Raw genomic sequence first — 11811 nt, 5'->3', positions numbered from 1 at the left:
CCCATATTCCAGGTAGCCCTTTTCATTTCATAGCCAGTAGAATATAGCCTCGCATATGGAACCTGCCGCAATGACCTTATTGAAAAACGATACCTTTCTTCGCGCACTACAACGCCAGCGCACTGAATACACCCCTGTCTGGATGATGCGCCAGGCTGGACGCTACTTGCCTGAGTATCGTGCCAGTCGCAAGAATGCCGGTAGTTTCCTGAGCCTGTGCAAGAACCCGGATTTTGCCACTGAAGTGACACTGCAACCGCTGGACAGGTATCCACTGGATGCCGCCATCCTGTTCTCCGATATCCTGACTATTCCTGATGCCATGGGTCTGGGGCTGTATTTTGAAGAGGGCGAGGGTCCTAAGTTTGAGCGGACACTGCGCGAAGAAAGCGACATCCTCAAGCTGGCAGTGCCGGATATAGGCACCGACCTCAAGTATGTCACCGATGCCGTCAGCCAGATTTATAACGCTCTGGACGGCCGTGTTCCATTGATCGGTTTCTCTGGCAGCCCGTGGACGCTTGCGACTTACATGGTGGAAGGCAAGGGCGGTACTGACTTCCTCACTATCAAGCAGATGGCGTATGCCCGTCCAGACTTGCTTCACCATATTCTCAGCATTACCGCCGAAACAGTCACAGCTTACCTCAATGCGCAAATTGCAGCAGGTGCGCAGGCTGTGATGATTTTTGACTCCTGGGGTGGCGCACTGTCACACCATGCTTATCAGGAATTCTCTCTGCAATACATGAAGCAGATTGTCAGCGGTCTGACCAAGGAAAACGCCGGGCGTAAAGTACCGAGCATCGTCTTTACCAAAGGTGGCGGCCTGTGGCTGGAAGCCCAGGCGGATACGGGTGCAGATGCCCTGGGCCTTGACTGGACAATTTCCCTGGGAGAAGCCAGAAAGCGCGTAGGCAACAAAGTGGCCCTGCAAGGCAATATGGATCCGGCCATCCTCCTGTCCACACCAGAAGCGGTGGAAAAGGAAGTAGCGCGCATTCTGGCAGATTACGGGGTAGGCAACGGCCATGTATTCAACCTCGGCCACGGCATTACCCAATTTACCCCGCCGGAAAATGCGGCAGCCATGATCCAAGCAGTCCGTGCCATCAGCAGCAAATACCATTTATAAAACAATCGGAAATGTAAGGTAGGGGTAAACATACAATTCCATTGTCAGGAAAACTATCGCAGTCCACCATGGTCGTAACGAGCATGCATGCCAGCAGCATTAATACGCGTTATGATAGGCATGCCATTCTGCAAGATGATGCAGGCATACTGGGAGTGACCGGATTGCAATGATGCGCCGGCCAGCTTCTGTGTCCCACCCATAAAACCAATAGGAGATTCATATGAAACTGGTTTCAAAGTCCGTTCTAGCCTTATTCCTCGCCAGCCTGGCCCTGAGTGCATGCAGCAACAAGGAAGAAGAAAATGTAGAAGCCGCTGCTGCTCAAGCCGTTGAAGAAGCAAAAGATGCAGCGGAGCACGCAGAGCATAAAGCTGAAGAAGCTGCAGAACACGCGGAGCACAAGGCAGAAGAAGCTGCTGACAAGGTGGAAGATGCTGCCGAGCATGCAGAAGAAAAAGCCAAGGATGCTGTTAACTAAGCTCCATTAGCTAACACCCAAAAGGCCATCAGACGATGGCCTTTATTTTTGTGCTTTACCAAGCCATTTCTGCCTACATGCATCAGGTAGCCTGATTCCTACATCAGGATCAGTGGCTTACTGATAACTGGCTATCTCAGGTTTTCTTATACTGATTTCCTCAACAAGCGAGGATAACAAAATGAAAATCCGCACATTATTCAGCACTCTCTCCATACTTACTGTCAGCACGTTGCTCTTGAGTAGCCCTGTCATGGCTGATTCAGAATTCAAGGGTCGCATAGACTCACGTCCTGCTGGCAATCTCGGTATCTGGACAATTAGCGGCCAGCAAGTTGAAGTCACGGAAAAAACCGATATTGATCCTGATCAGGGGCCTTTGGTGGTTGGCGCCTGTGTTGAGGTGGAACATGACAAAGGAGTGGCATCAGAAATTGAAACCATAAAGCCAGAAAAATGCGGTAAATAGCCATACACTTCTGAGCTAATCTGCCTAGAACTCCTGCGGGTCCACATCCAATGCCCAGCGTATTTTATTGCTGAGCGGATGGGCTCGCAACAATGGCACCAATTGCCGCAAGACTACTTGCATGGCTTGGCGATTATTGGCCTGGAACAGGAGCTGTCCACGCTCCATGCCCTTTAATCGCTCCATTTGCGGCCTCACTGGGTCATACACCAATACCTCATTGCCCAATTCACGAGCCGTATCGCTGGCATATTGTAGGAAACGATGTACGGGGCTGTACTCATTGGCCTCCGCCTTGACCAGCGCAAGAAATTCATAAGGTGGGAACTGGGCGGTTTCACGTTCATGCAGCAGACTCACCGCATAGGCAGGAAAATCCTGCCTGCGTAAAGCATTGAACAGGCTATGTTCTGGGAAGGTGGTCTGGATCAGAACCTCACCTGGTTTATCAGCACGCCCGGCTCGTCCTGCCACTTGCATCAGCTGCGCAAACAGGCGTTCTGCAGCCCGGAAATCCGGGCTGAATAAAGCACTATCCGTATCCAGCACGCCTACCAACGTCAGATTGGGAAAATCATGACCCTTGGCCAGCATCTGCGTACCTACCAACACATCCACCTCGCCAGCATGCACGGCTACCAGCATATCACTCAGGGCATGCTTGCGCCGGGTACTATCCCGGTCTACACGCAATACGCGCGCCTCCGGCAATAGCTTGGCCAGGGTTTCTTCCAGGCGCTGGGTGCCATGCCCGGTCGGATGCAGGTCCGGGTTGCCACAACTAGGGCACTGTCTGACGATCTTCTGCTCATGCCCACAGTGATGGCAACGCAGGAAACCCTGGCGCAAATGCACCACCAGCCTACTGCTGCAGCGCATACAGGGCGCAATCCATTGGCAGGCCGTACACAACAACACCGGCGAATAACCGCGGCGGTTGATGAACAACAAGCTTTGCTCCCCACGCTCCAGCCGCTCCCGCATCGCCTTGATCAGGTGTGGTGACAAGCCATCCTGCAACTCCACCTTGGAAACATCGACACACACCACTTTGGGCAATTGCGACTGGCTCACCGCACGCTCCTGCATGGATAACAAGCCATAACGCCCGGTCTGGGCATTGTGCCAGGTCTCCAATGCGGGCGTGGCTGACCCCAACAGGATGGGGATGTTACGCCGCTGCGCCCTTACCAGCGCCACATCACGGGCGTGATAACGCATGCTGTCCTGTTGCTTGTATGAGGTGTCGTGCTCTTCATCCACGATCACCAGCTTGAGCTTGGGCAATGGGGTAAACACGGAAAGCCGGGTTCCAATGATAATGCGTGCTGCCCCAGATTGCGCCAAACGCCAGTTTTGCAAGCGCTCACTCTCGCCAAGATTGCTATGCAGAGAGACCAGAGGGAATTCTGGTAAGCGACTACGAAAACGCGCTTCCAGTTGTGGGGTCAGGTTGATTTCAGGCACCAGGACCAATGCCTGGCCATCATTATCCGCCAGCATGGCCTGCAGCAAGCGGATGTAAACCTCGGTCTTGCCGCTGCCGGTAATGCCGTGCAACAACCAGGGCTTGAAGCTGCCGGATTCAGCAAGAATGGCATGAACCGCGTGCGCTTGCTCTGGGTTGAGCTCAGGCTGCACGGACGATGCGGTCAGGCTCTGGCGCAAGCCAGCAAAAGTTTCCTCTGCTCCGACCCAGCCTTGTTCGAGCATGGCATTGATTGCCTTGCGCCAGCCAGGGCTAAGCTCGGCCAGGGCGCTCTCGTTCAGATTGCCATGTTCCAGCAAGGCAGCATAGACGCGTCGCTGGACGGCTTGCCGCGCAGGAATGGCATCGATGCCTGCTGACACGCCCACTACATTTAGTGCATAGGCAAACTGCCGCCTGGCAGTGGCAGGTTCAGTTTGGCGCAAGCGGCCTGGCAAGGCGGATAACAGGGCCTGTCCATAGGGATATTGATAATAGTCTGCACAAAATTTGAGCAGTGCAAATATCTCGCTATCCAGCGGAGGCTCGTCTTCAAATGATTGCAGGATGGATTTGAGTTTTGCCGCAGGTACATCGGTACTGTCGGTCACTTCCAGCACGATGCCCACCTGTTTGCGCGGCCCGAATGGCACCACCACACGCTGGCCAACCGCAACACCGGAACCATTGCTACGGTAATCAAATACACCATCCAGCGGGACATCCAGTGCGACCCTGAGGATTTCACCCACGGCATCAGTCATGGGCATTACTCAGGAACTTCGATAATTGCATATCAGTGCAAGCGTCCAGTAGGTTAAAATAGCTCTTTTATTCACGTTCTTATTGTAGCTCGCCTTGAAAGCACATCTTACCGAATTACTGCATGCGGCCGCAAACAGCCTTGCATCCGATGCTGGAGCACTCTCCATCCAGCTGGAACGCCCAAAAACCGCTCAACATGGCGATTTTTCCACTAATCTAGCCATGATGCTGGCCAAACCCTTGCGCCAGAATCCGCGCGCGATCGCTGAAAGCCTGATCAAGGCTTTGCCTGCCTCTGAATATATCTCCAAGGTGGAGATTGCCGGTGCTGGTTTCATCAACTTCTTCCTCAGCCCTGCTGCCAAGCAGGCGGTGATCAAGGAAATCCAGAAACAGGGCGCTGCATTTGGCCGCAATGCCAATGGTCATGATACGAAAGGCAAGGCGCGTAAGGTACAAGTCGAGTTTGTCTCCGCCAACCCCACGGGGCCATTGCATGTCGGCCATGGACGAGGTGCAGCTGTCGGCGACTGTCTGGCGCGGCTGCTGGATGCCAGCGGCTGGGACGTCACACGCGAGTTTTATTATAACGATGCAGGTGCCCAGATCGACAACCTCACGGTTTCCGTACAATCCCGCTGCAAGGGGATACACCCCGACCATGCAGAGTGGCCGGAAGCAGGCTATCGTGGTGATTACATTGCCGATGTCGCTACGGCCTACATGACCAGACAAACCGTGACCGCTGATGACCAGCAAGTCACTGGTGCGGGCGATGCAGACAATGCAGAAGCCATCCGCCAATTTGCCGTGGCCTACCTGCGGCATGAACAGGATCTGGACCTAACCGCGTTCCAGATTCGTTTTGACGTGTTTTCCCTGGAGTCCGCCCTTTACAGCGAAGGCAAGGTAGAAGCCGTTGTACAAAACCTCATCAAGAGTGGTCATACCTATGAGCAGGATGACGCACTATGGCTGCGTACCACGGATTTCGGCGATGACAAGGATCGCGTGATGCGCAAGCGCGAAGGGGGTTACACCTACTTCGTGCCTGACGTGGCCTACCACCTGGATAAATGGCAACGCGGTTTCGAGCGAGTCATCAACGAGCAGGGCGCAGACCACCACAGCACCATCACCCGCGTCAGAGCAGGTTTGCAGGCGATGAACGTCGGCATTCCACAACAATGGCCGGATTATGTACTGCACCAGATGGTGACCGTGATGCGCGGCGGCGAGGAAGTAAAGCTTTCCAAACGTGCTGGCAGCTATGTCACCCTGCGCGACCTGATTGAGGAAGTGGGTTGCGATGCCACGCGCTACTTCCTGGCCGCACGTCGTGCCGATTCCCAACTGGTGTTCGATATCGACCTGGCGCGGGCACAAAGCAACGACAACCCGGTGTATTACATCCAGTATGCCCACGCACGCATCAATAGTGTGCTGAACGAGTGGGGCGGCGATGTTGCCAGCCTGACGCAAGCTGACCTGGCACCTTTGAGCACCGAGCATGAAGCCGCATTGATGCAGCGCCTGAGCGAGTTTCCGGAAACTGTGGAAAATGCCACTGCAGAACTGGCGCCGCATATTATTGCCAATTATCTGAAGGAGCTGGCCAGTGACCTGCACAGCTATTACAACGCCCACAAATTCCTGGTGGAAGATGCCACACTGACCACAGCGCGTATTGCGCTGGTCAGCGCCACCCAGCAAGTATTGAAAAACGGCCTGCAATTACTGGGTGTCAGCGCCCCGGAAAAAATGTAACGCAGACAACTGCGCAATTATTAAAGCCCACCGGCTGCCTCATCTGTCGCTATAGCAGAGTCTGGGCAGCCATCCGGCGCAAATCGTTAAAAAGGAATTATCGTGAGTCGAGACTACAAGCCAGCACAGCGTAAAGCGAGCACCAGCAGCAAGGGTAGCCCCTTCTTTACCGGCCTGTTGGTCGGCCTGTTGTTGGGCGTCGGGATTTCAGTGGTGGTCGCTGTCCTGGTCATGGGTAGTGATAGCCCCTTTGTCAATAAGTCAGGCAAGAGCAAGACCGAAGAAGGCCAGTTTGAACTTCCCAAGGCTGCACCTGAAACCAACACCAAGCAGAATGCCGACAACCAGCAAGGAGCGAGCGAGAAACCACGTTTTGATTTCTATACCATCTTGCCAGGCAGCGAAAGCCAGGTGACTGAGCAGGAAATCAAACAAAAGGAATCCGCAGCTTCACCCGCACAGGTTCAAGAAAGCTATTTCCTGCAAGTAGGGGCTTTCCAAACCGAGCAGGAAGCCGATAACATGAAGGCCAAGCTGGCATTGCTGGGCCTGGAAGCCATCGTGCAAACCGCCACCATCCCCGAAAAGGGGGTATGGCACCGGGTACGCGTGGGACCATTTGCTGACTTGAACCAAATCAACACGGCCAAGTCTGATCTGGCGCAAAATGGCTTCAAGGCAGATTTGATCAAGGTAAACAGCCCTGGGCAATAAATGTTGTAAGCAGCACTGGATTTGTGCGCGTCAGCACAAGTCAGGATTAAAAATAAGACATCACTACACTCATAAGGACCAACCATGAAAAAGTTTCTCGCCGCCCTGATGCTGCTGGCTTCTGCGACGGTAATGGCCGAGCCGCAACTTGGCAACGAATTCAACCAGACCGCTAAAACCATCAAGACTGATACTCCAGCCAAAATCGAAGTGCTGGAGATTTTCTGGTATGGCTGCCCCCATTGTTACCACCTTGAACCCACGCTAGAACCATGGGTGAAAAAACTACCTGCCGATGTGTATTTCAAGCGTGTACCCGGTGTGCCACGTCCTGACTGGGCACCAGCCGCCAAGGCTTTTTATGCGCTGGAAGCCCTGGGCCTGACCAACAAACTGCATACGCAATTGTTTGATGCTATCCACAAAGGGCGTACGCTCAATCCTACCTCCGATGCACCGCTGATCGACTGGATCAGCCAAAAGGGCGGGCTGGATCGCAAAAAAGTGGAAGAAGCGTTCAACTCATTCTCCACCAATAACAATGTGGTCAAAGCCATGAATACTTTCCGTGACTCCGGTGCCACAGGTGTACCGGCACTGATTATTGACGGTCGCTATATCACGTCCAGCTCAATGGCTGGCGGCAACCAGGCGGTATTGAAAGTGGCTGATTACCTGATTGAGAATGTACGCAAGGAAAGAACGGGCGGCGCTGCCAAGTAAGCAGCTTCACTTTACTACGCTAATGCTTAATCAGCACACCAGAAAACCCGCTGCCAGCCAGCGGGTTTTTATTACCGGCGCCTCCAGCGGTATCGGCCAGGCCCTGGCACGACATTATCTCAAGCAAGGTGCAATCGTTGGCCTGGTAGCCCGCAGACGTGAGCTATTGGAATCCATCATGGCAGAGACTCCAACCGGACAATGCCTGATTTATAGCGTAGATGTGCGTGACGCGGAAGCGATGCATTCAGCGGCAGCCGATTTCTACCACCAAGTCGGTGTGCCCCATATCGTCATTGCCAATGCAGGCGTCAGCCGTGGCACACTCACCGAACACCGTGAGGATATCGCCGCTTTTAGGGCGGTTTTTGAGATCAATGTCTTCGGCATGGTCAACACCTTCCAGCCTTTCATCTTCTTCATGGATCAAGCCCGCCAGCAAGAACCTGGCTACCATGGTCAATTGGTAGGCATCGCCAGCGTCGCTGGGATACGCGGACTGCCCGGCGCAGGCGCTTACAGCGCCTCAAAATCGGCAGCCATCACCTATCTGGAAAGCCTGCGTACAGAAATGCAGCACCACCATATCGGGGTGACGACCATAGCGCCAGGCTATATCCGCACCCCTATGACCGACGTCAATGACTACAGCATGCCTTTTCTCATGGACGTCAATCTGGCTGCCGAAAAGTTTGCTGTCGCCATTGCAAAGCGCCAGCGCTTTGTCATCATCCCCTGGCAAATGGGCTGGGTAGCACGCATATTGCGCATCATCCCACGCTGGCTTTGGGACAGATTAACGCGCAATTCACCCCACAAACCCCGCATTCATCAATAACAGGCAAACACTGTATAACTAGGATGCCGATGATCATTAAAATCTGCATTAATCAGCGCGCCTCGAAAAGCAAGATGAGATCAGGCAGTGCGCAAGGCGATATTCAATTGATCAATCATTTCTGCCCAATCTGCATCCTGCAATAAGCCTTCCCGCAGAAAAGCCGCCTGGGCCGCATTCCAGAAGGGGGCATCCGGCAGTGGAATATCGTGCGCCAGCGGAGAATGAGAGGTGAGGAAATCGCGGATACCCTGATCATCCGAAGGCAAGCCAAGCTGGGCAAACAACTCTGAAAAGTGATGAAAAGTCTGGCTCATGACAATGTCCAATCTGAAGTGTGATGGTGGTGTGGATCTGGCGCACCCCATTGGAACACAGCTCACGCGCGCGGTTCAATCATAAAGGTCGATGTTCAGATGTCCTTGATATCTTTCCAGTCGATTTCCACCACTTGCCCAGGGCCACCATCGAGCAAGATATAAAATTCCCCTGCAGGCCGTTTGAAGCGGATGCGTGAATGATCATCCAATTTGCCCGCTAACAGGGTTTTCTCGTCATACGCTATGACCTCAATCAATGCATCTGGTAATGGATGACCATCAGACTCCCCGCCTTCACAGAGGATATCCTTGGCTTCAACCCAACATTTACCAATCGGGATATGCACTTCATGGGCTAATACCGGTGCGCTGGCGAGCAGCAAGAGCCACATGGCAGCCCTAGTGATGGATGTTAAAACGGATGGCATGTTATCGCTTCTCCTCAATAAAACGTGCAGTGGCTGGAGATAAACGCGCGATATCAAACGCCTGGTGATAGACCTCTCCACGCTTGCTTTCCACCGTCAGCCAGATCTGATCTTCCAGTTTAGCGGCCGGAGGAATGTAAATGGCCACTTCGCGTGTCCACCGCGCACCATGGAACGCCAGCCCAGCGGCCCTGAGTGAACGCGGCTTGCGAATCTTGAGATATGCAGCGCGAATCTCGCGATCACATTCATCACAAAACCGCAGGTGAAACTCCTTGATAGGGGTGGTGCCAGCCACAATATCTGGTGCTCCCTGGTCTTCTTCTGCAATGACAAATTTCCATGGCCCAATCTGCCCATGAACCGCATCATCGCGTAACACTGCTTGCTCGGACACTTTCCAGGCATTGCCAATCAACCATGCAGGCAATGCGATCAACCCCAGAATCAGCACCGCACGCACTGGCCATGCCAACACCGAGTCCGGCAACGATGCTACCGACTTCTCCTTGCGTGGGTGATGCTTGGGCTGCAATGGCCACCATGGCATCAGGAATGCCAGTGCCACACCCGCCACACTGAGCCAGCCCACGAGCACTACCGGACCAATATTCCAATGCCAGCCAGCCGCCCCTATCGCCAGGGCTACCGCCAGCGATGTCCAGCCCAACCAATATACCCATTGACGCTGGCGCGCTGGGAGTTCTCTCCCTATCAATTGCAGCGTATGTTTTTCCATGCTGATCGCCAGGGCGGCAAAACCCGCCAGGCTAAAGAACAACACGGCGAGATGATAAGTACTCATGCTGCCCCTCCCGGCATTAGCCACCAGCATAGCAGGCTGATGATCGCCAGTGGGATTAATAAGCCGATCCAGGCACGTAGTACGCTCTTGGTCGCAAACACCCAGAGCACCACAGCCGCATAGATGGCAAAACTCAGCATCGTGGAAGCCAGTACAGCTTCTGCCTTGGGAATGGGCCAGATCAATGCGAGCAATATGGATATCGCCGAAGCCAGGGCATAGCCCACCACCACGGCCGCCAGGATACGTGAGGCCACCATCCAGCGATAACGCGTCATGGACTTCATGCTGCGGCCTCCTGTTTCAGCCACCGCTTCTTGAGCTTGTATGCCATGTATGCAAACGCAGCAGCAAAACCCAGCATGGTGAGGTCGAAACCTGCCAGTACCCAATCGCCATAGGGAATCGTAATGCCCAGGTGCTTATCGGTGGTGAGGAAATTCAATAGGGGAATCAAGCCAAACGCCGCCACTGCGATATACAGGCTTTCCAGCCAGGAACGCTTGAGTGGGCGTAAGGCGGCATACATAAACATCCAGCCCCAGGTAGCAAACAAGCAATGCATTTCCCATTCAGCACGGTTCGCCATTTCAATCGGCAACAATCGATTGGCCCAGAAATAAGCCGCTACCGCCACCGGCAATCCCACTATCGTGCCTACATTCAATACCTCGACCAGCCTATGCCCAAAGCCTGGCTGACCGCCATGCTTGGCAAGATGATTGTTGCGGCGCTTCACCGTCCACAACACCAGCCCGGTGCCTATCATCGCGCAACCCAGCACGCCAGAGAGGAAATACAGCCAGCGCAGCCACCAGCCGGCAAAGTGACCTTCGTGCAAGGCCAACATGACATTACGCGTCAACATGGACGCATTGGTCTTGTCATCCAAGGTCATGCGTTCACCCGTCTCGGCATTGAACCTCAACTTGGGCGGGAATCCCCGGTTCAGGCTCTCGGAAGTATCGCCAATGACCTCAACATAGGCTCCCTCATCTACAGGATGACGCAGCATCACTGTGGCCACAGGTAGCTTGCCCCATGCAGTCTGGGCAGTCGCGATCATCTCTGGAACCGAGGCTGTGGGCCGCTTTACGGCTTCAAATGCCTTATCCACCGGGTCGCGCTTGAACAACTCATCGTACAGCTGTCGCAAGTGTTTTTCTGAAGCGCCGTACACCACATTCTTCACTGCTGGCATGTATTGAAAGGTGTAAAACACCAAGCCGCTGTAGGTGATCATGATGAAAAATGGCAAGGCCATCACACTGATTACATTGTGCGCATCCAGCCAGCTACGCTGACCTTTCCGAGGACGGAAAGTGAAGAAATCCTTGAAAATCTTTTTGTGCGTGATCACACCACTAATAATCGCCAGCAGCATGAACATGGTGCAGACACCGACTATGCGGAACGCCACATCGTAATTGATGTAATGCAGCGCATAATGCATTTCATAGAGCTCCCAGCCCGCACCCGTTGCACGTCCCTCAACAGGCTGGTCCGGTGCCCCGGTCACCGGGTCGAAACCCTCATTGCCACGCCGCCCACGCTCAAGTCCCGGCCGCGGCATATCTTCCCAGGCAATGGTCGCCTCACGGTCAGTACGCTGCGCAAGACCGCGGTGCGGCAGTGTCACACTCCACATCCTGGCATCGGGCGCGACTTGCTCCAGTCGATCAAAGGCAAAGCCCAACACCTGCTCAGGTGGCACTTCAATCAACTGCCTGGGCAATGGCAACTCAGGCTGCATCCAGCGAGAAATCTCACCGTTCACATACCCCGTGGTACCCGTCACAAATACAAAAAACAACACCCAGCCAACCAGCAGGCCAACCCAGGTGTGCAGCCAGGCCATACTTTGGCGAAAACCTTCTTTCACGGCAAATCCTTGCTTG

13 protein-coding genes are annotated in these 11811 nt (G+C 54.0%); 7 read left to right on the top strand and 6 right to left on the bottom strand.

All coding sequences use genetic code 11. The features are described from left to right. Positions 1 to 70: 70 nt before the first annotated feature. The 3 genes from hemE to LG201_RS11235 all read left to right on the top strand — a co-directional run bounded on the left by hemE (position 71) and on the right by LG201_RS11235 (position 2085). Positions 71 to 1135 carry a uroporphyrinogen decarboxylase gene (gene hemE / locus LG201_RS11245; protein ID WP_226772299.1) on the top strand — a complete coding sequence of 355 codons (1065 nt, stop codon included), beginning with the start codon at positions 71 to 73 and terminating at the stop codon, positions 1133 to 1135. A gap of 223 nt (positions 1136 to 1358) precedes the next feature. Then, on the top strand, positions 1359 to 1616 hold the full coding sequence (locus LG201_RS11240) for a hypothetical protein (RefSeq protein ID WP_226772298.1): 258 nt from the start codon (positions 1359 to 1361) through the stop codon (positions 1614 to 1616). A 181-nt stretch (positions 1617 to 1797) separates the two neighbouring features. Further along, positions 1798 to 2085, top strand: a complete 288-nt coding sequence (locus LG201_RS11235; protein ID WP_226772297.1) for a DUF5666 domain-containing protein — start codon at positions 1798 to 1800, stop codon at positions 2083 to 2085. 24 nt (positions 2086 to 2109) lie between these two features. Here LG201_RS11235 and LG201_RS11230 read toward each other — a convergent pair whose 3' ends face one another. Next, the gene (locus LG201_RS11230; RefSeq protein WP_226772296.1) at positions 2110 to 4317 is read right to left on the bottom strand and encodes a primosomal protein N'; all 2208 of its coding nucleotides are present in this window, start codon (positions 4315 to 4317) and stop codon (positions 2110 to 2112) included. 94 nt (positions 4318 to 4411) lie between these two features. Between LG201_RS11230 and argS the strand changes: the two genes are divergently transcribed. The 4 genes from argS (at position 4412) to LG201_RS11210 (ending at position 8360) form a co-directional block, all read left to right on the top strand. Further along, a complete protein-coding gene (gene argS, locus LG201_RS11225; RefSeq protein ID WP_226772295.1) occupies positions 4412 to 6085 on the top strand; it encodes an arginine--tRNA ligase in 1674 nt (557 codons plus the stop codon). A gap of 102 nt (positions 6086 to 6187) precedes the next feature. Further along, entirely contained in the window at positions 6188 to 6799 is a 612-nt protein-coding gene (locus LG201_RS11220) for an SPOR domain-containing protein (RefSeq protein ID WP_226772294.1), read from the top strand. Between the two features lie 84 nt (positions 6800 to 6883). Further along, entirely contained in the window at positions 6884 to 7522 is a 639-nt protein-coding gene (locus LG201_RS11215) for a thiol:disulfide interchange protein DsbA/DsbL (protein ID WP_226772293.1), read from the top strand. Positions 7523 to 7544: 22 nt separating this feature from the next. Beyond that, positions 7545 to 8360, top strand: coding sequence for an SDR family oxidoreductase (locus tag LG201_RS11210; RefSeq protein ID WP_226772292.1), 816 nt, complete (start codon positions 7545 to 7547; stop codon positions 8358 to 8360). Positions 8361 to 8440: 80 nt separating this feature from the next. On the opposite strand, the gene LG201_RS11205 is transcribed toward LG201_RS11210, so the two are convergent. From LG201_RS11205 to LG201_RS11185, 5 genes are all read right to left on the bottom strand, one after another. Further along, positions 8441 to 8677 carry a DUF2789 domain-containing protein gene (locus LG201_RS11205; protein ID WP_226772291.1) on the bottom strand — a complete coding sequence of 79 codons (237 nt, stop codon included), beginning with the start codon at positions 8675 to 8677 and terminating at the stop codon, positions 8441 to 8443. A gap of 95 nt (positions 8678 to 8772) precedes the next feature. Further along, positions 8773 to 9108 carry a hypothetical protein gene (locus LG201_RS11200; protein ID WP_226772290.1) on the bottom strand — a complete coding sequence of 112 codons (336 nt, stop codon included), beginning with the start codon at positions 9106 to 9108 and terminating at the stop codon, positions 8773 to 8775. Between the two features lies 1 nt (position 9109). Then, positions 9110 to 9913 (bottom strand): DUF3325 domain-containing protein, encoded by an 804-nt coding sequence (locus LG201_RS11195; RefSeq protein ID WP_226772289.1) that lies wholly within the window; start codon positions 9911 to 9913, stop codon positions 9110 to 9112. Continuing rightward, a complete protein-coding gene (locus LG201_RS11190; RefSeq protein WP_226772288.1) occupies positions 9910 to 10200 on the bottom strand; it encodes a DUF3649 domain-containing protein in 291 nt (96 codons plus the stop codon). Before LG201_RS11190 ends, LG201_RS11195 begins: the two co-directional genes overlap by 4 nt. Then, complete coding sequence (locus LG201_RS11185; RefSeq protein WP_226772287.1) at positions 10197 to 11795, bottom strand: PepSY-associated TM helix domain-containing protein; 1599 nt, start codon at positions 11793 to 11795, stop codon at positions 10197 to 10199. Before LG201_RS11185 ends, LG201_RS11190 begins: the two co-directional genes overlap by 4 nt. Between the last annotated feature and the right edge of the window lie 16 nt (positions 11796 to 11811).

It is taken from the genome of Methylobacillus gramineus, from assembly GCF_020532675.1.
In the GTDB taxonomy this organism is placed as follows: domain Bacteria; phylum Pseudomonadota; class Gammaproteobacteria; order Burkholderiales; family Methylophilaceae; genus Methylobacillus; species Methylobacillus gramineus.
This window is presented reverse-complemented; position numbering and strand designations above follow the sequence as displayed.

Bases quoted from the DNA above. Each gene is read 5' to 3' on its own strand.
- hemE (WP_226772299.1), top strand. From the start codon at position 71: ATGACCTTATTGAAAAACGATACCTTTCTTCGCGCACTACAACGCCAG.
- LG201_RS11240 (WP_226772298.1), top strand. From the start codon at position 1,359: ATGAAACTGGTTTCAAAGTCCGTTCTAGCCTTATTCCTCGCCAGCCTG.
- LG201_RS11235 (WP_226772297.1), top strand. From the start codon at position 1,798: ATGAAAATCCGCACATTATTCAGCACTCTCTCCATACTTACTGTCAGC.
- LG201_RS11230 (WP_226772296.1), bottom strand. From the start codon at position 4,317: ATGACTGATGCCGTGGGTGAAATCCTCAGGGTCGCACTGGATGTCCCG.
- LG201_RS11215 (WP_226772293.1), top strand. From the start codon at position 6,884: ATGAAAAAGTTTCTCGCCGCCCTGATGCTGCTGGCTTCTGCGACGGTA.
- LG201_RS11210 (WP_226772292.1), top strand. From the start codon at position 7,545: ATGCTTAATCAGCACACCAGAAAACCCGCTGCCAGCCAGCGGGTTTTT.
- LG201_RS11205 (WP_226772291.1), bottom strand. From the start codon at position 8,677: ATGAGCCAGACTTTTCATCACTTTTCAGAGTTGTTTGCCCAGCTTGGC.
- LG201_RS11200 (WP_226772290.1), bottom strand. From the start codon at position 9,108: ATGCCATCCGTTTTAACATCCATCACTAGGGCTGCCATGTGGCTCTTG.
- LG201_RS11195 (WP_226772289.1), bottom strand. From the start codon at position 9,913: ATGAGTACTTATCATCTCGCCGTGTTGTTCTTTAGCCTGGCGGGTTTT.
- LG201_RS11190 (WP_226772288.1), bottom strand. From the start codon at position 10,200: ATGAAGTCCATGACGCGTTATCGCTGGATGGTGGCCTCACGTATCCTG.